At 71.3% G+C, this 18,757-nt stretch carries 17 protein-coding genes; 11 read left to right on the top strand and 6 right to left on the bottom strand.

The genetic code is table 11. The annotated features are described in order from the left end of the window. Positions 1 to 226: 226 nt before the first annotated feature. The 4 genes from ACLJQF_RS14175 to ACLJQF_RS14160 all read left to right on the top strand — a co-directional run bounded on the left by ACLJQF_RS14175 (position 227) and on the right by ACLJQF_RS14160 (position 3,352). Complete coding sequence (locus tag ACLJQF_RS14175) at positions 227 to 772, top strand: PadR family transcriptional regulator (RefSeq protein WP_103353893.1); 546 nt, start codon at positions 227 to 229, stop codon at positions 770 to 772. A gap of 72 nt (positions 773 to 844) precedes the next feature. Continuing rightward, positions 845 to 1,933: an inositol-3-phosphate synthase gene (locus ACLJQF_RS14170; protein WP_410608899.1), complete on the top strand. Its 1,089-nt coding sequence runs from the start codon at positions 845 to 847 to the stop codon at positions 1,931 to 1,933. A gap of 205 nt (positions 1,934 to 2,138) precedes the next feature. Continuing rightward, on the top strand, positions 2,139 to 2,657 hold the full coding sequence (locus tag ACLJQF_RS14165) for an RNA polymerase sigma factor (RefSeq protein ID WP_410608897.1): 519 nt from the start codon (positions 2,139 to 2,141) through the stop codon (positions 2,655 to 2,657). Then, positions 2,654 to 3,352, top strand: coding sequence for a hypothetical protein (locus tag ACLJQF_RS14160; RefSeq protein WP_410608895.1), 699 nt, complete (start codon positions 2,654 to 2,656; stop codon positions 3,350 to 3,352). Before ACLJQF_RS14165 ends, ACLJQF_RS14160 begins: the two co-directional genes overlap by 4 nt. Here ACLJQF_RS14160 and ACLJQF_RS14155 read toward each other — a convergent pair. Beyond that, entirely contained in the window at positions 3,345 to 3,983 is a 639-nt protein-coding gene (locus ACLJQF_RS14155; RefSeq protein WP_410608893.1) for an HAD family hydrolase, read from the bottom strand. The two genes, ACLJQF_RS14160 and ACLJQF_RS14155, sit on opposite strands and share 8 nt — an antisense overlap. 66 nt (positions 3,984 to 4,049) lie before the next feature. Between ACLJQF_RS14155 and ACLJQF_RS14150 the strand changes: the two genes are divergently transcribed. The 5 genes from ACLJQF_RS14150 to ACLJQF_RS14130 all read left to right on the top strand — a co-directional run bounded on the left by ACLJQF_RS14150 (position 4,050) and on the right by ACLJQF_RS14130 (position 10,372). Then, a complete protein-coding gene (locus ACLJQF_RS14150; RefSeq protein ID WP_410608892.1) occupies positions 4,050 to 4,508 on the top strand; it encodes a MarR family winged helix-turn-helix transcriptional regulator in 459 nt (152 codons plus the stop codon). Next, entirely contained in the window at positions 4,498 to 5,715 is a 1,218-nt protein-coding gene (locus ACLJQF_RS14145) for an MFS transporter (protein ID WP_410608891.1), read from the top strand. The genes ACLJQF_RS14150 and ACLJQF_RS14145 overlap by 11 nt, the downstream gene beginning before the upstream one ends. A gap of 173 nt (positions 5,716 to 5,888) precedes the next feature. Beyond that, on the top strand, positions 5,889 to 7,973 hold the full coding sequence (locus ACLJQF_RS14140; protein WP_410608889.1) for a PhoX family protein: 2,085 nt from the start codon (positions 5,889 to 5,891) through the stop codon (positions 7,971 to 7,973). Positions 7,974 to 8,063: 90 nt separating this feature from the next. Next, a complete protein-coding gene (locus ACLJQF_RS14135; protein ID WP_410608888.1) occupies positions 8,064 to 9,698 on the top strand; it encodes an SdrD B-like domain-containing protein in 1,635 nt (544 codons plus the stop codon). After that, a complete protein-coding gene (locus tag ACLJQF_RS14130) occupies positions 9,695 to 10,372 on the top strand; it encodes an SDR family oxidoreductase (protein WP_410608887.1) in 678 nt (225 codons plus the stop codon). The genes ACLJQF_RS14135 and ACLJQF_RS14130 overlap by 4 nt, the downstream gene beginning before the upstream one ends. Positions 10,373 to 10,416: 44 nt before the next feature. Here ACLJQF_RS14130 and ACLJQF_RS14125 read toward each other — a convergent pair whose 3' ends face one another. The 3 genes from ACLJQF_RS14125 to ACLJQF_RS14115 are packed head-to-tail and all read right to left on the bottom strand — an operon-like array spanning position 10,417 to position 14,185. Further along, a complete protein-coding gene (locus ACLJQF_RS14125) occupies positions 10,417 to 11,724 on the bottom strand; it encodes an amidohydrolase family protein (protein ID WP_410608885.1) in 1,308 nt (435 codons plus the stop codon). Positions 11,725 to 11,747: 23 nt separating this feature from the next. Further along, positions 11,748 to 12,398: a response regulator gene (locus ACLJQF_RS14120; RefSeq protein WP_410608884.1), complete on the bottom strand. Its 651-nt coding sequence runs from the start codon at positions 12,396 to 12,398 to the stop codon at positions 11,748 to 11,750. Beyond that, a complete protein-coding gene (locus ACLJQF_RS14115; protein WP_410608882.1) occupies positions 12,395 to 14,185 on the bottom strand; it encodes a sensor histidine kinase in 1,791 nt (596 codons plus the stop codon). The genes ACLJQF_RS14120 and ACLJQF_RS14115 overlap by 4 nt, the downstream gene beginning before the upstream one ends. Positions 14,186 to 14,375: 190 nt before the next feature. Here ACLJQF_RS14115 and ACLJQF_RS14110 point away from each other — a divergent pair, with 190 nt between their 5' ends. Both ACLJQF_RS14110 and ACLJQF_RS14105 read left to right on the top strand, forming a co-directional pair. Beyond that, positions 14,376 to 15,077 (top strand): ABC transporter ATP-binding protein, encoded by a 702-nt coding sequence (locus ACLJQF_RS14110; protein ID WP_410608880.1) that lies wholly within the window; start codon positions 14,376 to 14,378, stop codon positions 15,075 to 15,077. Beyond that, complete coding sequence (locus ACLJQF_RS14105; RefSeq protein WP_410608878.1) at positions 15,074 to 17,323, top strand: FtsX-like permease family protein; 2,250 nt, start codon at positions 15,074 to 15,076, stop codon at positions 17,321 to 17,323. Before ACLJQF_RS14110 ends, ACLJQF_RS14105 begins: the two co-directional genes overlap by 4 nt. Before the next feature lie 92 nt (positions 17,324 to 17,415). Here the strand turns inward: ACLJQF_RS14105 and trmB are convergent, their stop codons facing one another. Both trmB and ACLJQF_RS14095 read right to left on the bottom strand, forming a co-directional pair. Next, the gene (gene trmB / locus ACLJQF_RS14100; protein ID WP_410608876.1) at positions 17,416 to 18,123 is read right to left on the bottom strand and encodes a tRNA (guanosine(46)-N7)-methyltransferase TrmB; all 708 of its coding nucleotides are present in this window, start codon (positions 18,121 to 18,123) and stop codon (positions 17,416 to 17,418) included. Positions 18,124 to 18,132: 9 nt separating this feature from the next. Beyond that, positions 18,133 to 18,684 carry a hypothetical protein gene (locus ACLJQF_RS14095; protein WP_410609035.1) on the bottom strand — a complete coding sequence of 184 codons (552 nt, stop codon included), beginning with the start codon at positions 18,682 to 18,684 and terminating at the stop codon, positions 18,133 to 18,135. Positions 18,685 to 18,757 lie beyond the last annotated feature (73 nt).

Raw genomic sequence — 18,757 nt, 5'->3', positions numbered from 1 at the left:
TTCCTGTGGCGTCCACGCCCCCTAGCGGCCCCAGGTCCCGGACCGGCGCGGACACGCCGGAACTTCGATAACTCTCCGGTGAATTTCGGCCTCGATAGGTAGTTGGACGAGGTTACCTTCGCCACTTCGATGTATCGGCGCGATATAGTGGCTGAGTAGGTTGGATCGAGGCGCTCGTTCGGAGCAACGTCGGCCGTCTCGGTTTGTTCCCGGAAGGGGGTGCGCTGTGCTGGAGTTCGCGATCCTCGGTCTTCTGCACGAAGCGCCCATGCACGGGTACGTGCTGCGCAAACGGCTGCACGAGACGCTCGGCACGTTGCGGACGTTCTCGTACGGCTCGCTGTACCCGACCCTGCGGAAACTGCTGCGGGCCGGGTACCTGGTCGAGGAGCTGGACGAGGCCGACGACCGGGCGTGGTCACGGCGCGGGCGCCGGGTCTACAAGCTCACCGCGGAGGGCAAGGAGCGCTTCGGTGAGCTGCTCGGCGACGCCGGGCCGCAGACCTGGGACGACGAAGGCTTCGGCGTCCACCTGGCCTTCTTCTCGCGGACCCCGGCCGACGTGCGGATGCGGATCCTCGAGGGCCGTCGCCGCCGCGTCGAAGAACGCCGCGAGGGCATGCGGGCAGCGCTCGCCAGGGCCGAGGAGAAGATCGATCGCTACACCCGCGAGCTGCACCGGCTGGGGCTGGAGACCAGCGAGCGGGAGGTGCGCTGGCTCAACGAGCTGATCGCGCATGAACAAGCCGAACGGCAGGGTCCGGAGACCTGAGCCGCCCGGCCCGGGCCGCAGCGTGGCGGCGCCAGACCTACTGAACAGACACGGATTGAAGGAGAAACCCCCATGGGCGAGAACCGCCGCGTACGGGTGGCCATCGTGGGCGTCGGCAACTGTGCGGCGTCGCTGGTCCAGGGTGTCCAGTACTACCGCGACGCGGACCCGGCCACCCGCGTTCCCGGTCTGATGCACGTCGACTTCGGCGGCTACCACGTCCGCGACATCGAGTTCGTCGCCGCGTTCGACGTGGACGCCAAGAAGGTCAGCCGGGACCTGTCCGAGGCGATCTTCGCGTCCGAGAACAACACCATCAAGATCGCCGACGTGCCGCCGCTCGGCGTCACCGTCCAGCGCGGTCACACCCACGACGGCCTCGGCCGCTTCTACCGCGAGACGATCGAGGAGTCCGACGAGACCCCGGTCGACATCGTCGCCGCGCTGCGCGAGGCGCAGGCCGACGTGCTCGTGTCGTACCTGCCGGTGGGCTCCGAGGTGGCCGACAAGTTCTACGCCCAGGCCGCGATCGACGCCGGCGTGGCGTTCGTCAACGCGCTGCCGGTGTTCATCGCCTCCGACCCCGAGTGGGCGAAGAAGTTCGAAGACGCCGGTGTCCCGATCGTCGGCGACGACATCAAGTCCCAGGTCGGCGCCACCATCACGCACCGCGTGCTGGCGAAGCTGTTCGAGGACCGCGGCGTCCAGCTCGACCGGACGATGCAGCTCAACGTGGGCGGGAACATGGACTTCCTGAACATGAAGGAGCTGGAGCGGCTCGAGTCGAAGAAGATCTCGAAGACCCAGTCCGTCACCTCGCAGGTCGACCGCGACCTCGGCAAGGGCAACGTCCACATCGGGCCGTCGGACTACGTGCAGTGGCTCGACGACCGCAAGTGGGCCTACGTCCGGCTGGAGGGCCGCGCGTTCGGTGACGTGCCGCTGAACCTGGAGTACAAGCTCGAGGTGTGGGACTCGCCGAACTCGGCCGGCATCATCATCGACGCCGTGCGGGCCGCGAAGATCGCGCTCGACCGCGGCATCGGCGGCCCGATCCTGTCGGCGTCGTCGTACTTCATGAAGTCGCCGCCGGAGCAGTACGACGACTCGACCGCGCGTGACGCCGTCGAGAAGTTCATCCGCGGCGAGATCGAGCGGTAGCAGCTGATCTTCGGAGAGGGCCGTCACCGCTGGTGGCGGCCTTCTTCGCGTGGTCCACGCTGTGCCGATCTTTACCCATCCGACCACAGTCACGGCCGATGGCTTGGGAGTGGAGGTTACGTGTCGTGCGGGGGGCGGCCTACTTTTTGGCCGGATGGGTAAACCGGTGGGGTGGGGTGCGCGTTGGCGGGGTGTGAGTGCGAGCGTGGGCGAGAGCGTGCCGGGGGACCTGGGCGCGCCGACCTTCCACGACCTGTTCCGCGAGTACTTCGGCCAGATGACCCGGCTGGCCCACCTGCTCGGCGCGGATGACGCGGAGAACGTCGCGCAGGAGGCGTTCGTCAAGCTGCACCAGCGCTGGGACTCCCTGACCGACCACACGCGGGTGGCCGGCTACCTCCGCACGACCGTGGTGAACATGTCCCGGTCGCGCACGCGGCACCTGCGCGTGGTCCGCCGGACCCCGCCGGACCGGCCGCCGGACGAGCTGTCGGCCGAGGTCAAGGCGGTGGCGAACTGGGAGCACCAGCAGTTGCGTGAGGTGGTGGCGAAGCTGTCCCGGCGGCAGCGCGAGGTGCTGGTGCTGCGGTACTGGCTGGACCTGAGCACGGCGGCCATCGCGGAGACGCTGGGCATCTCGCCGGGCACGGTCAAGGCGACCACGCACCACGCGATGGAGAATCTGCGCAAGCACCTGGGGGACGACCTGGGAGGTGAGCGATGACCGACCTCGAACGCAAGCTGGCCGAAGCACTGCGAGGGCAGGCCGGGGAGGTCACGCCCAACCTCGACACGGCCTGGGCGGAACAGCAGCGCAGGCAGCAGCGCGCCCCGCGCCGCCGCCGGGTCGCCGTCTGGGGCGCTCCGCTGGCCGCGGTCCTGGTGGTGCTGACCAGCGTGTCGATCGCCACGCAGGTCAACACGACCGTGCCCCCACCGCCGCCGCAGCCCGCGACGCAGCCGGGGCAGGAGCTGGTGCTCGCCAAGCCGTTGATCTCACCGCCGATGGAGCACCCGGGCGAGCCGAAGGCGCTCACCGACTTCGCGGGGCAGACCGACGCCTGGACCTCCTACGCGGTCGACGCGGTCGACACCGGGGGACATCCCCTGCTCTGCATCGAGGCACTGCCCAAGGGCGCGACCCACGGCAGCGCGGATTCGTCCTTCGGCATCGAGTCGCCGTCGTGCGTCCCGGTGTCGTCGTCTCCGGTGCGCGCCGGGTACGTCGGCAAGAACGGGGGGCCCCTACCCGAGGGCAAGGCGGTCTACCTCGTCGACCCGGCGGTCCGGCAGCTGCGGCTCTACGACGCGGCGGGCGACCTGAGCCAGGCCAAGGCGGTCGGCACGCTGGGCGCCGATCGACTGTTCCTCGCCGACGTGAATCCGAGCCTGCCGCCGGTGCGCTTCGACGTCAGCTGAGCCCCAGCGCCCCCGGCAGGTCGGTGATCTTCTCCACCACCGCCGTCGCCTGCTTCAGCACCTCGGGGTCCGGCGGGAAGTGCGGGTTCGGCACCGCGTACACCGCCATCTTCGCCGCCAGCGCGGACCGCAGCCCGTTCGTCGTGTCCTCCACGGCCGCGCAGTCCGCCGGCGGCACGCCCAGCAGCTCGGCGGCCCGCAGGTAGACGTCCGGCGCCGGTTTCCCCGCCCCGACCTGCTCGGACGACACCGCCGCCCCGACCGGGAGGCCCGTCACGTCCAGGAAGCCCTTGATCAGGATCACCGGCGACGAGCTCGCGATCGCCACCGGCCACCGGGCCGACACCTGCCGGACGACGTCCACCGCGCCCGGGATCAGCGGCGGTTCCGCGGCGTACCGGGCGGCCATCCGCTTGACCACGACCGTCGCGATCTCCGGCGGCGAGAGCTGGGCGCCCAGCTCCTCGACCAGGTAGCGGGCCCATTCCGGGGTGCTCATCCCCTGCTGCGCCCGGGTCGCCTCCGCGCGCCAGGTGCCGCCGTGTTCGGCGACGACCGCGCGCCGCACCTCGTCCCAGATCCGCTCGGAGTCCACCAGTACGCCGTCGAGGTCGAAGATCACCGCGTCCATGGCCAGAGCCTAGCCTGTGAGCGGACTTACTTAGCCACCCTTACTAATTTTTGTTAGCCTAGCTAAGTGACTTCCGCGATCACCGATCTCGCCCACCGGCTGCGGCCGCTGGTCTTCCGGCTCTACCACCAGGTCCGCCGGCAGACCCCGCAGCTGACGCTGACCCTCACCCAGGGGTCGGTGCTGAGTGAGCTGGTCAACGGCGGTCCGCGGCGGATGTCCGCGCTGGCCGAGTTCGAACGGGTCAAGCTGCCGTCGATGACCGATGTCGTCGGCCGGCTCGAACGGCTCGGGCTCGCGACCCGCCGCCCGGACCCCGCCGACGGCCGTGCGGTGCTGGTCGAAGTCACCGACGAGGGCCTGCGTTTTTACGCCGAACTGGTGACGGCTCGGGAGGAGTTCCTCCGCGAGCGGCTCATCGCCATGGACGAAGCCGACCGCGCCGCGATCGAAGCCGCCCTGCCCGCCCTCGTCAAATTGCTCGTCGACACCAAGAAGGAGGAACTGATCAGCGATGAGCGCTGAACACCACTCGAGCCTGCTGGACGCGGTCAAGGGTCAGCCGAAGCAGGTGTGGATCACCGCGTTCGCCGCGGTCATCGCCTTCATGGGGATCGGCCTGGTCGACCCGATCCTGCTGTCCATCGCCAAGGGCCTGGACGCGACGCCGTCCCAGGTCACCCTGCTCTTCTCGTCCTACCTCGGCGTCCAGGTCGTCGCGATGCTGGTCACCGGCGCGGCGAGCGCCCGGTTCGGGGCCAAGCGCACCGTGCTGGTCGGGCTGACGCTGATCGTCGCGGCCACCGCCCTCTGTGCCGCCGCCGGGTCGATCGAGCAGCTCGTCGGGCTGCGCGCGGTCTGGGGCCTGGGCAACGCGTTCTTCATCGCGACGGCGCTTTCGGTGATCGTCGGCGCCGCGACCGGCGGCCAGTCCGGCGCGATCCTGCTCTACGAGGCCGCTCTCGGCGTCGGCCTGTCGATCGGCCCGCTGCTGGGTGCGCTGCTCGGCAGCATCTCGTGGCGCGGCCCGTTCCTCGGCACCGCGATCCTGATGGCCGGCGCGCTCGTGCTGTGCGCGGTCTTCCTCAAGAGCGACAAGCACGAGCGACGCGAACCGATCAAGCTGCTCGACCCGCTGCGCGCGCTGAAGCACCCCGGTCTGCTGCGCACCTCCGTCGCCTCGGCGCTGTACACCGCCGCGTTCTTCGCGGTGCTGGCCTGGTCGCCGTTCGTCCTCGGCTGGAGCGCCATCGCCGTCGGGCTGATCTTCTGCGGCTGGGGCCTGTGCGTCGCCGTCGCCGGGGTCGCCTTGGCGCCGCGGCTGGCCGCCAAGCTCGGCGAGCGGCACGCCGCCGCGGCCGCCGTCTTCGGGTACGCCGTGCTGATGCTGGTCCTCGCTGTGCCGAGCAAGCCGGTGCTCGTCGCCGGGATCGTCGTCTCCGGGCTGGTGTCCGGCCTGTTGAACACGCTGTTCACCGGCACCGCGATGTCGATCAGCGACGCACCGCGCCCGGTCGCCAGCGCGGGCTACAACTTCTGCCGCTGGCTGGGTGGCGCGGTCGCCGCGACGCTCGTCGGGCACGTCGCCGAGTGGTTCGGCTCGCCGCAGGCGCCCTTCGTCGCCTCCGCCGTGCTGTGCGTCGTCGCGGGCGCGCTGCTCTCGCTGCGGGAGAAGACGCCGGATCCGCACACCGTGCCGAAGGAAGCGGTGCTCGTCGGCGAAGAATTCTGATTTCACGCTGAGCGACGGCCCCTGGACCAAGCGTCCGGGGGCCGTCGGCCGTTCGGGGGTGTCGGCTCGCGCGCATTGCGAGCAATACACCCGTTGTTCATCCGGATGTCTGGATCGGCTGGTTTTCGGCACATACGGTCACTTCGTTCCCGAACTTCCACCATGGAGGCGCTGTGCCCGACCGCCTGCTCCCGCTGTTCCCCGCTCACCCGGGCGGCCGCTCCCCGATCACCTGCGAGTACCGCTGCGGCAACGCGTGCGCCCACCCGGAGGCGAACGAAACCGACAACGAGTACTTCGGCGACGTCGTCAAGGACATCTCCCGCCGCCGCGTCTTCAAGGCGGGCGCCGTGATGGCCGCCGCCGCGGGCGGGTTCGCCGCGCTGTCCACGGGTACCGCGGCCGCCGCGCCGGCCGACGTCTCGGTGAACGGCCACGGCGGTCCGAAGCCGCGTCCGGTGCCCGGCACCGACTTCACGCCGGTCCCGCCGAACAAGCTCGACGCGGTCAGCGTCCCCGACGGCTACGACCAACGCGTCGTCGTCCGCTGGGGCGACCCGGTCGTCGCGGGCGCGCCGAAGTTCGACTTCACCAAGCAGACCGCGGCCGCGCAGGCCAAGCAGTTCGGCTACAACAACGACTTCGTCGGCCTGATCCCGCAGGACCCGCTGGGCCTGTCGAACCTGCTCGTGGTCAACCACGAGTACACGACCGAGGTCCACATGTTCCCGGCCGACCAGTACGACCCGGCCAACCCGACCGAGGAGCAGGCGAAGATCGCCTGGGCGGCGCATGGCCTCTCGGTGCTGCAGGCCCGCCGCGACCCGATCCACGGCGGGCTCGAAGTCGTCCCGAGCCGGTACGGCCGCCGGATCACCCTCGACACGATCTTCGAGGTCCGCGGCCCGGCCGCCGGCTCGAAGTTCCTCAAGACCTCGGCCGACCCGAGCGGGCGCAAGGTCCGCGGCACGCAGAACAACTGCTCCGGCGGCGTGACGCCGTGGGGCACGGTGCTCTCCGGCGAGGAGAACTTCGACCAGTACTTCGCCAACTCCGACAAGGTCACCGACCCGGTCGCGGCGGCGCGGCTCAAGCGCTACTCCGTCGGCGCCGGCACGAGCACCCGCAAGTGGGAGCGGTTCGACAAGCGCTGGGACGTCGCGCAGGAGCCGAACGAGCCGAACCGGTTCGGCTGGGTCGTCGAGATCGACCCGAACGACCCGAACTCGACGCCGATCAAGCACACCGCGCTCGGCCGGTTCAAGCACGAGGCCGCGAACATCAAGATCACCGCCGACGGCCGGGTCGCCGTCTACTCCGGGGACGACAGCCGCTTCGAGTACATCTACAAGTTCGTCTCGAAGGGCAAGTACAAGCCGGGCCACAGCGCGCACGCGCGCCGGCACAACTCGGCGCTGCTCGACGAGGGCACGCTCTACGTCGGCCGCTTCACCGGCGACAGCCCGGCCGCGGAAATCGACGGCAAGGGCACCCTGCCCGCCGACGGCGAGTTCGACGGCACCGGCGAGTGGATCCCGCTGGTGAGCGGCGACAAGTCCTTTGTGGACGGCTTCACCGCCGAAGAGGTCTACGTCTTCACGCGCCAGGCCGCCGACAAGGTCGCCGCCACGAAGATGGACCGGCCGGAGGACATCGAGCCGAACCCGGTCAACGGCCGGATCTACGCGGCGCTGACCAACAACAGCGACCGCGGCGCGGCGGGCAAGGCCGGCGTCGACGAGATCAACCCGCGGGTGGCCAACAAGAACGGGCACGTCCTGGAGTGGGAAGAGAACTGCGGCGACGCGGCCTCGACCCGGTTCTCCTGGCGGCTGCTGCTGGTCTGCGGTGACCCCAAGGCGGCGGACACCTACTTCGGCGGCTTCCCGAAGGACCAGGTCAGCCCGATCTCCTGCCCGGACAACGTCGCGTTCGACCGGCACGGAAACCTGTGGGTCGCCACCGATGGCAACGCCCTCGGTGCGAACGACGGCCTGTTCTCGGTGCCGGTCACCGGGCCGGAGCGCGGGCACGTCAAGCAGTTCCTGTCGGTGCCGGTCGGCGCCGAGACGTGCGGCCCGGTCGTCACCGACAACCTGGTGCTCGTCGCGGTCCAGCACCCGGGTGAGAACGCGACGAGCTCGGCGAACCCGACCTCGCACTGGCCGGACGGCGGCACCGCCCAGCCGCGGCCGGCCATCGTCTCGGTGTGGAAGAAGGGCCGCTTCGGGCTGCCCGGCCGCATCGGCGAGCGCTGACGCGGGTGTGGGCCCGCGCCGGCCGAGGTTCACTCTTAAGTGGACGGTTCTCGGCCGGTGCGGGCCCGCGCCGCGCGCCATAGTCGAGAGGTGATCTTCTCCGGGCGCGCGGTGGCAGTGGCGGTCGTGGCGATCGCGGCGGCGGTCGTGCCCGCGTCCGCGTCCATCGCCGAGGACGCGCCGCCGGTCTGCGGTGGACTCGCGGCGAACCCGAGCGTCGAGCTCGTGGCGCGCAACGGCGCCCCGGACGGGTACGTCTTCGCCCCGGCCGCCCCGGTCCCGCCCGGAACACCGGCCGCGAAGGTGCCGAAACTGCTGACCGCGCAGGAGTACGCCGTCGACGGGCAGCGGGCGGCGTTCCTCCAGACGCCGGACGGCAAGACCAGCACCGCCTACCAGACCGAGCGGTTCGTCCCCGGCGGCGTCTACGCCCTCAGCGTCTGGACCGCTTCGCGCGCTCCGAGGTACGAACCGGCCACCGGCCTGCGGTTCTACGACGCCACCGGCACGCAGATCCAGGAGACCAAGCTCGTCGCCGATCACTACGAGGGCGACGGCACCCTCGTCGAGCAGGACTTCCCGGCGGCGACGGCGCCGGCGAAGGCGACGGCGGTGAAGTTCTTCGCCACGTCCACCCTCGACCGGCTGCACTGGGACTGCGTCGACCTCCAGCTCGCGGCGTACTCGGTGAAGAAGGAAGTGCAGAACCCGGCGACCGGCGCGTGGGCGTCGTTCGCGACGGTCACCGCGGGCGAAACCGCGCACTACCGCGTCACGGTGACCAACGAAGGCACCCAGGACCTCACCGGGATCACGGTGCAGGATCCGTGGTGCGCCGGCCCGTTCGAGCCGTTCGCGCTGGCCGCGGGCGCGAACCGGCAGCTGACCTGCGACCACCCGGACCTCACGGTGGCCGACAGCGGGCACGTCAACACGGCGAAGGTGACCGGCGTGCACTACCCGGGCGGCACGCTCGGCGACAAGACGGCGTCGGCGACGATCACCGTCCTCCCCCCGCCGGCCATCGCGAAGATCGGCGACTTCGTCTGGGCGGACCGCAACCGCGACGGCCTGCAGGACCCGGACGAACCCGGCGTCGCGGGCGTCAAGGTGACGCTGAAGGACGGCGCGGGCGGCGCGGTCGCCACCGCGACCACCGACGACAAGGGCAAGTACGGCTTCGAGAAGCTGAAGGACGGTACGTACCAGGTCTGCTTCGCCGTTCCGGCGGACTTCACCGTGACCCGCCGGGACGCCGGCAGCGAAGATCGCGATTCGGACGCCGACCCGGACGGCTGCACCGCGCCGCGCACCGTGGGCGGGCCGTCCCACGAGGACTTCGCGGTGGACCTCGGGCTGCTGTCCCCGACCGACCGGATCGGCGACTTCGCCTGGGCCGACCCGGACGGCAACGGCCTGCAGGACGCGGGCGAACCGGGCCTGGCCGGCGTCAAGGTGGTGCTGAAGGACGCGAGCGGCAAGGAAGTGGCGAGCGTGGTCACCGCCGCCGACGGCTCGTACGGCTTCGACGGCCTGGAGGACGGCACGTACCAGGTGTGCTTCACCGCGGACGGCCACCACCCGACGGCCAAGGACGCGGGCGACGACACCCGCGACTCGGACGTGGACCCGGCGTCCGGCTGCGCGGACCCGCGCACCCTCGGCGCCGGCAAGCGCGAAGACCGCACGGTGGACGCCGGGTTCGCCGCTACGGTGAGGTCATGACGGATCTTCCCCTCGCCCTGGTGACCGGCGCGTCCCGCGGAATCGGTGCGGCGGTCGCGCACCAGCTGGCCCCGACGCACCGCCTGCTCCTCGGCGGCCGCGACGCCGGCGCACTGGCCGCACTGGCGAAGGAGCTCCCGGGCGCGAAGCCGTGGCCGGTCGAGCTGACGGACCCGGCGTCCCTGGCGTCGGCGGTCGCGGACGTCTCGTCCCTGGACGTCCTGGTCCACTCGGCGGGCGTCGCGCGCCTGGGCCGCATCGAAGACGCTTCCGCCGACGCGTGGCGGGCCAACTTCGAGGTCAACACCCTGGCGGTGGTCGAGCTGACCCGCCTGCTGCTCCCGGCTCTGCGCGCGGCCCGCGGCCACGTCGTGGTGATCAACTCGGGAGCGGGCCGGAACGCCCGCCCGGGCTGGTCCCCGTACGCGGCGAGCAAGTTCGCGGTCCGCGCCTTCGCCGACGCCCTCCGCGAGGAGGAGCGCGACATCCGCGTGACGTCGGTCTACCCGGGCCGCACGGACACGGAGATGCAGCAGGAGATCTTCGCCGGCGAAGGCCGCGAGTACGACACGTCGCACCTGCTGAAGGCCGACTCGGTGGCCACCGCGGTGGTGACGGCGGTGTCCGCCACCCCGGACGCCCACCCGACGGAGGTCATCCTCCGCCCCCGCTGACCTCAAAGAGGGCACTTTCACGTGAAAGTGCCCCTTCGGCCGTGCTAGGCGCGCAGCCGGGCGGCGGTCTCGGCCACCCCGGCCTGCACCTTCGCCCGGTCCACCTTCGTCGACTCGCCGTCGGCCACGACCTGCTCGCCCGCGACCCACACGTCCCGGACCCGCCGCGACCCCGCCGCCCAGACGAGGTTCGACAGCAGCTGCACGTCCGGCACCTCGAGGCCGCACGCGAACGCGGGGTCGTCCAGGTCGATGTGCACCAGGTCCGCCCAGCGGCCGGCCTCGATCGCCCCGATGTCGGAGCGGCCCAGTGCCGCCGCCCCGCCGCGAGTCGCCAGCAGGAACACATCGGCCGCTGTGAGGACCGTCGAGTCGCCGGTGGCCAGCCGGGCGAACATGGCCGCGAGCTGCAGTTCTTCCCACAGGTCGAGGTCGTCGTTGGATGCCGGGCCGTCGGTGCCGAGGCCGACCGCGACGCCCGCGGCCCGCAGGTCGGCGATCCGCGCGATCCCCGAAGCGAGCTTCGCGTTCGAGCCCGGGCAGTGCGCCATCCCGACGCCGTGGGCCGCGTAGAGCGCGATGTCCTCGTCGGACAGGTGGATCGAGTGCGCCGCCAGCACGCGCCCGTCCAGCATGCCGAGCTCCCGGAGCAGCGCCGGCACCGAACCGTGCGAAGCACGGACCGCGGTGTCCTCCGCCGCCGCCTCGGCGACGTGGATCTGGATCAGCGCACCCCGCGCGGCCGCGGATTCCGCCGTCGCCCGCAGGCCCTCCGCGGACAGCATGTACGCCGAGTGCGGGCCGTAGCCGAGCTCGATGCGGTCGCCGTGGCCGAACCGGAGGCCGTCGGTGTCGATCCAGCGCTCGATGCCGGCGAGCTGCGCCCGCCAGTCCAGGCCGGGCAGCTCCATCACCGGCGGCGCGACCAACACGCGGCCACCCGTCGTGAGAACCGCGTCGACCAGCTGCTCGCCTTCGAAGTACATCTCGGCGCTGGTGGTGACGCCGTGGCGGAGCATCTCGACCGAGCCGAGCAGCATGCCGGTGCGGACGTCGTCGGCGCGCAGCTTCGCCTCGGCCGGCCAGATGATCTCGTTGAGCCACGGCAGCAGCGGCAGGTCGCCGCCCATACCGCGCAGCAGCGTCATCGGGCTGTGCGCGTGCGTGTTGACCAGGCCGGGCAGCAGGATGCCGGTCAGGGTGGTGACCGGTGCGGCGGATTCGGGGGCGGTGGCCGCCGGTCCGCAGTACGAAATGCGCCCATCGGCGTCGACATCGACGACCGCGTCACGAAGCAGCGAACAGGACGGGTCGGCGGGGAGAACGACAGGGGCGTGGAAACGGCGTTGCATCTCTGGATACTACGCACCCGCAATTACGAAACGACTCCGCTCCGCCACGCCCACGCCGCGCTCTCCACCCGGTTCCGCGCGCCGATCTTGCTCTGCACCGACGCCAGGTGCGTCTTCACCGTCGACAGCGACATGAACAGCTCCGCGCCGATCTCGGTGTTCGTCAGCCCGCGCGCGACCGCCTGCAGGACGTCCAGTTCCCGCGGGGTCAGCGGCTCGGACGGCGACGCGGCCTGCGGCTTCACCGCGCCGCCGTTGAAGTGCTTGAGCAGCCGGACGGTGATCTGCGGCGAAACCAGCGCGTCACCGCGGTCGGCCGCGCGGACCGCCTCGATCAGCAGGGCCGGGCCCGCGTCCTTCAGCAGGAATCCGGACGCGCCGTTGCGCAGCGCCGTGTGGACGTACTCGTCGAGGTCGAACGTCGTGACGACGACCACCTTCAGCGGGTCGGCCACGTCCGGCCCGGCCAGCTGGCGGGTGACCTCCAGGCCGTCGAGGCCGGGCATGCGGATGTCGAGCAGGCAGACGTCCGGGCGCAGCTCGCGGGCCTTCGAGACCGCCGAGACACCGTCCGCGACGTCGGCGACGACCTCGATGTCGTCGTGCGACTCCAAGATCATGCGGAAGCCCATCCGCACCATTTCCTGGTCGTCGGCGATCAGTACCCGGATCACTCGTCCCCTTCCCCGGCGGCCAGTGGCAGCCAAGCTTCGACACGCCAGCCACCGTCCGGGCCCCGCCCGGCCGACAGCCGGCCCTTGAGCAGCGCGACGCGTTCGCGCATGCCGACCAGACCGTAGCCGCCCGATCCACCGGCCGGCCGGTGCACCGTCGCGCGCCCGTTGTCGGTCACCCGCAGGTGCAGCTCGTGGCCACCCACTTCGGCGATGACGAACGCTTCGGTCGCGTCGGCGGCGTGCTTGCCGACGTTGGTCAGCGACTCCTGCACCAGCCGCAGCGCCGAGCGGCCGACCTCGTGCGGCAGGTCCGGCGGCAGGTCGAGGTGCATCGACGTCGGCACGCCGTGGTTGGCGCTTTCGACCAGTTTCCGCAGGTCGGCGCCGAGGTCAGTGGTCGCCTGTTCACTGAACTCGCTCGACCCGGCCGGTGCGTCGCCGCGCATCGACCGGACCAGCCGCCGCATCGCCGCGAGCGCCTCGACGCCGGCGTTCTCGATCCGGCCCATCGCGTCCACCGCGATCTGCGGGTTCCGCTCGGCCATCAGCCGCGCGGCCTGCGCCTGCACGACGATCCCGGTCACGTGGTGGGCGACGATGTCGTGCAGTTCGCGGGCCAGCGCCATCCGCTCGGCGGTCTGCGCGTCGCTCACCGCGGACTGGACGGCCGTCGTGCGCTCGGCGTCCCGTGACCGCAGCATCAGGCCGAAGGCGATCGAGATGCCCAGCATCAGCGTCGCGGCGAAGGCGAGGACCGACAGGACCTGCGGATCGGTCTGCAGGCCCCGGCGCGCGTCCGAGTTGAGGATCGCCCCGAGCGCGACGACGCTCGAAAGCACGGCGACCCGCGCCCAGGACTGGCTCAGCCCACGGGCCCGGGTCAGGTTCACCACCACGCCCATACCGGCGATGATCTGCGTGGCCGGGATGCCACCCGGCACCGGGTAGTCGTAGGACCGCAGCTGCAGGAACGGCGTGATGACCGCGGACAGCAGCATGATGCCGGCGAGACCGAGGAGCGCGTCCGCGGGCCGCCGCGGGGAGAGCACCGCGATCACGGCCGCGAGGATCGAGCAGAACAGGATCGGGAAACCGCGGGCCGTGTTCGAATACGTGTAGCCGAACTCGAAGAGCAGCGCGAAGGCGAGCAGCCCCATCAGCGGCCACTGCCCCATCGCCAGCTCGTTGATCCGGCGAAGCAGCCGGGTCCGGGGCTCGGAGCGCGGGCCGCGGTCGCGAGCCGCGATGGCGGGCACCAGCGGGGCGACGAGCAGCAGCAGGCCGAACAGCAGCGCCTGGGTGCCCGTGCCACTGGTGATGTCGGCGACACCCGCGTACCGCCCGAAGACGGCGACCAGGCCGGCGACGACCAAGAAGCTGATCACGCAGAACGCCACGCCCGCCCGCGCCCGGCGGGCCACGTAGTAGACCATCAGCACCCCGGCCACGACCTCGGTGATGGTCACCTTCGGCAGCACGCTGGAGTACGGCGGGATGCGCAACGTGTGGATGAAGAGGGTGGACAACACCAGCACCCCGGCACCGGCCACCCCGGCGACGGCGGCGCGCTTCTGGGCCCAGAGCCCGCAGGCCGCCATCGCGAAGATGGCGGGCAGCAGGCCGAAGTCGACGAGGCGCGGGCCCAGGTCGTCGAGCGCCGCCTGCGTCGTGTAGACGACGTCGAACAGGAGCGCGGCGAAGAGGACGGCGGAGGGCACGCCAATGCGCCGCACCAGGGCGGTCGTGCGGGTGTAGAGCGTTTTCGGTGGCGACGCGGCGGGCACAACGTGAAGTTACGTGATTCCCCGGCACCCGCACCTTGGCCGACTGGCCCGCGCTCCCTCGGCCGATCGGCCGAGGCCGGCCGGGACGTGACTGGCCGTCTGCCCGAAGTGGATTCCCCCAGCTCTCGGCGAAGCTCATCGGCATCAAGATCCCAACCGACTGGGACATCCGAACCGCAGGGAGAACCTCGTGGACCCGAACACTCCACATACGACGAACGGCGCGGTGCTGTCCGGCCGCGGACTGGTGAAGCGCTACGGCACCCAGTACGCCTTGGCCGGCATCGACATCGACATCCAGCCGCGGGACGCCGTCGCCATCGTCGGGCCGTCCGGCTCGGGCAAGACGTCGCTGCTGCACGTCCTGGCCGGCATCCTCCGGGCCGACGACGGCCAGATCTTCCTTGGCGGGCAGCGGGTCGACCACCTCGGTGAGAAGAAGCGCAGCGAGCTACGCCGCACCGAATTCGGGTTCGTCTTCCAGTCGGGGATGCTGGTGGCCGAGCTGTCGGCCGAAGAGAACGTCGCGCTGCCGTCGCTGCTGGCCGGGCTCGGGCGCAGGGAAGCCATCGACGCCGGCCGCCAGTGGCTGTCCCGCCTCGGCCTGGCCGGCAAGGAGAAGCGCCGTCCCGGCGAGCTGTCCGGCGGCGAGGCCCAGCGCGTCGCGATCGCGCGGGCCCTGACCCACCGGCCGAAGGTGATCTTCGCCGACGAGCCGACCGGTGCGCTCGACACGCGCACCGGCCGCGAGACGATGGACGCGCTCCTCGGCGCCGCCCACGAGACCGGGGCCGCGGTGATCGTGGTGACCCACGACCGCGAACTGGCCGAGTCGATGCCGAAGACCGTCTCCATCCGCGACGGCCTGATCGCGACGAGGCTCGCCGCATGAACTCGCTGCAGATCGCCCTGCGGGTGCTGCGGGTGGATCGGCGGACCCGGACGTCGGCCATCCTCACCGCGATCGGGGTGGCCGTCGCGACCGGGCTGGTGCTGTTGCTGGCGACGCTGCCGTTCGCCACGCAGAACCGCGAACAACGCGCCCTCTGGCAGGGCGAGCAGTTCTACAGCCGCGTCTCCGACGGCCCGGTCAAGATGCTCTTCAACCAGTCGCGGGACTACTTCGACGGCAAGCAGATCGTCCGGGTCGACGTCGCGCTGGCCCCGGGGGCGAGCGCGGCCGAGATCCAGCTGCCGCCGGGCGTGCCGCAGCTGCCCGGTCCGGGCGAGACCATCGTGTCGCCCGCGCTCGGCCGGCTCCTGCAGGCGAACCCGGCCGGGCAGCTCGGCGACCGCTTCGGCAAGCCCGTCGGCGCGTTCGGCGAAGACGGCCTCCGGTTCCCGGAGCAGCTCGTCGCGCTGACCGGGCACACGCCGGACGCGATGCCGGAGAACGTCTCGCACATACCGGGTTTCCCGAGCGGGAAAGCGAGCCCGGACGCCCTGCTCATGCTGCTGTCCTGGGTCGGGATCATCGTGCTGCTGGTGCCGAGCCTGGTGCTGGTGGCGTCGTCGGCCCGGCTGACCGCGGCCCGGCGGGAACGGCGGCTCGCCGCGATCCGGCTGGCCGGGGCGACGCCGGGGCAGGTCACGAACATGGTGGCCGCCGAGACGACGTTGTCCGCGGGCATCGGCGCGGTGCTCGGGGTGCTGATCAGCCCGGCGCTGCACGGCCTCGCGGCGTTCGTCCCGTGGGCCGGCGGCACCTGGCTGGCGTCCGACTTCGCGCTGCCGATCGGCCTGACGGTGTCCATCGCCGTGGCCATCCCGGTGCTCGTGGTCCTGGCCGGTGTCCTCGGCCTGCGCCGCGTCCTCAAGAACCCGTTGTTCGCGACCGGTGGCCACACGAAGAAGCCGCTGCACTGGTGGCGGCTGCTGGCGCTGCCCGCGGCCGGGGCGTTCTTCCTCATCGCCGTGACGACGGCGAAGGAGACCGGTGGCATCGGGCTGGTCATGGCGGGCCTGTTCTTCCTGGTCGGCTCGGCCGCGATCGTCGGACCGTGGGTGACGTCGGCGGTCGGCGGCACGTTCGTCCGGATCTGGCGACGCCCGTCCGCGCTGCTCGCCGGCCGCCGCCTGCGTGACGACCCGAAGGGCGCCTACCGCGCGTCCGCCGGGATCGTGCTGGCGGTGTTCGCCGGGTCGATGGCCCTGACGCTGCTGCCGACGTTCGAGTCGATGGCCGGCGGCGGGCGGTCGTTCTCCGACTCCGTGCTCTACGTCGACACCGATGCCCAGCACGCGGACCGGATCGTCGAGCAGGCCAACGCCTCCCTCCAGAAGTACGGGCAGTCCGAAAAGGCGGTCGCGGTCGCCGAGGTCAACCTGGTGCGGGGCACGGCTCCCAATCGGTACGGTCACCGGGCGCTGGTGCTGACCTGCGCCGACGCCGTGAAGCTGACCCGCTTCGGGCTCACCGCCGAGAACTGCACGGGCGGTCCGGCCGTCTTCGGGGACTCGGCACTCGACCTGGCGCAGTACAAGATCGCGGCCGACTGGGAAGGTCCGGCCACAGCCGCGAAGTCGGGGACGCGGGTGGAAAACGTCAAGTACCCGGATGCCGATCTGAGCGGCTCGTTCGTCATCGACCCAGCTGCACTGCCGGACGGCTTCACGCCGAAGTACGTCACCGTGGTCGCGCCGGCCACCGACGCGAACCGCGAGATCGTCCGGACGGCGCTGGCCGGCCCGGCCGCCGGCGAGGAGATCGGCAGCCGGGACCAGTACCTGTTCAACCAGCAGACCGAGCTCGGCGACCTGCGCCGGGTCACCGTGATCGGGCTGATCGCGGCGGGGATCCTGGCCGGCTGCAGCGCCGCGGTCGCGACCGCGGGCTCGGTGATGGACCGCCGCCGCACGTTCGGGGCGCTGATGGCCGCGGGCACCCCGGTGCGGGTGCTGGCCAGGGCGTTGCGGATGGAAGCCGCGCTGCCGGCACTGGTCGCCACCATCGGTGCGGGAATCGTCGGGGTACTGGTCGGCGTTGGGCTCTACAGCATGGTCGACGCGCGGGGCATCGTGCTCAGCCCGTGGCTCCTGGCGCCGGTCGTGCTCGGGGTCGGGGTGGCCCTGCTCGGCGCGTCGGTCTGCACACCGGCCCTCAAGCGGGTCCAGGCCGAGCCGCTGGCCGAGGAATAAGGCGTTCGCCCCTCTGTCGGGGGAGGGGCGAACCCCGGCACTTTCACGTGAAAGCACCCACCAGGGAGGGGCACTTTCACGTGAAAGTGCCCCTATTGCTTCTCGAAGATGAGGTCGTGCGAGACGCGGCCTTCGACGTCCGCGCGCTGCTCGAACTTCGTCACCGGCCGCCACTCCGGCCGCGGCGCCCAGCCGCCCGGCTCGTCGGCGTACCGGTTGCGCAGCGCGGGCTCCGCGGAGCAGACCTCGAGCATCTGCTCGGCGTAGTTCTCCCAGTCGGTCGCCAGGTGGAAGGTGCCGCCGGGCGCGAGCCGCGACGCGACGAGCGCGGCGAACGACGGCGACACGATCCGCCGCTTGTGGTGCTTCTTCTTCGGCCACGGGTCGGGGAAGAACAGCCGCACGCCGTGCAGCGTGCCGGGCTCGACGTGCTCGGTCAGCAGTACGACGGCGTCGCCGTGCAGCAGCCGCAGGTTCTCGACGCCGAGCTTCTCGGCGCGCAGCATCAGCTGGCCGAGGCCCGGGTCGTAGACCTCGGCCGCGACGTAGTTCAGCTCCGGCGCCGCGGCCGCCAGCTGCGACGTCGTCTCGCCCATGCCGGAGCCGATCTCCAGCATGACCGGCGCCTCGCGGCCGAACCACGCGGTGAAGTCGAGCGGCCCTTCGGGCAGCTCGCCGACCGTGCGGCCAAGGTCAGGCCACAGTTCGTTCCACGCTCGCTGCTGCCCGACGGTCATCCGGCCGCCGCGCTTGACGTAGCTGACAACGCTGCGCAGCCGCGGTTGGTCTTGGTTTTCCACCCGCCGAGGTTAACGAACTGCTTCGAATACCCCGAGACGAGACCGCAGCCCGGCCAATCCCGCCACCGGGATCGGATCCGGCGTGCGCCCGGTGTGCGCGGGCAGGACGTCGATCCAACCAGGGTGCCGGTCGGTGTTCACCACCGTCGTGGGAATCGCGTGGCCCGATTTCCCGCGTTCGGACGGCATGAACTCCCAGTAGCCGGATTCGCCGTCCGCGGCCCACGGGACGAATTCCCACCCCGGGCGCGGGCCCAGCAGTTGTGCGATCCGGTCCTCGACGCGGAAACCCTGTTCCCGCGTATCGAGCTTGCCGTCCGCCATCGCGCGCAGCCACCACGGCGCGGGGATCGGCCCCGCCATCCCGGACGAAGCGCGGTACAGGGCCAGGACGTTGTCTTCGGGCGCGCGGTGCACCCACGCCCGGCGGAGTTCGGCCGGTGTCGCCGCCGTCATGACGGCCTGCGGGAGTTCGATCGCCCGCGACCATTCGAGGTCCAGCATGGGTTCAAGCCGGGGAGCGTCGCCTTCGACGCGGGCTCGCGGAATCGTGCTGCCCAATTCTTGTCCGGTGTCCACCGTCAAGGATCACCTCCAGGGGGAGTTCAGACGGGTCCGGCGCGTTCCCTTATGA

The sequence above is a fragment of the Amycolatopsis sp. lyj-109 genome (assembly GCF_046548995.1).
In the GTDB taxonomy this organism is placed as follows: Bacteria; Actinomycetota; Actinomycetes; order Mycobacteriales; family Pseudonocardiaceae; genus Amycolatopsis.
The sequence above is the reverse complement of the archived record's forward strand: the minus strand, read 5'-3'. Positions and strand labels throughout refer to the sequence as shown.

Bases quoted from the DNA above. Each gene is read 5' to 3' on its own strand.
- ACLJQF_RS14170 (WP_410608899.1), top strand. From the start codon at position 845: ATGGGCGAGAACCGCCGCGTACGGGTGGCCATCGTGGGCGTCGGCAAC.
- ACLJQF_RS14160 (WP_410608895.1), top strand. From the start codon at position 2,654: ATGACCGACCTCGAACGCAAGCTGGCCGAAGCACTGCGAGGGCAGGCC.
- ACLJQF_RS14155 (WP_410608893.1), bottom strand. From the start codon at position 3,983: ATGGACGCGGTGATCTTCGACCTCGACGGCGTACTGGTGGACTCCGAG.
- ACLJQF_RS14145 (WP_410608891.1), top strand. From the start codon at position 4,498: ATGAGCGCTGAACACCACTCGAGCCTGCTGGACGCGGTCAAGGGTCAG.
- ACLJQF_RS14130 (WP_410608887.1), top strand. From the start codon at position 9,695: ATGACGGATCTTCCCCTCGCCCTGGTGACCGGCGCGTCCCGCGGAATC.
- ACLJQF_RS14125 (WP_410608885.1), bottom strand. From the start codon at position 11,724: ATGCAACGCCGTTTCCACGCCCCTGTCGTTCTCCCCGCCGACCCGTCC.
- ACLJQF_RS14105 (WP_410608878.1), top strand. From the start codon at position 15,074: ATGAACTCGCTGCAGATCGCCCTGCGGGTGCTGCGGGTGGATCGGCGG.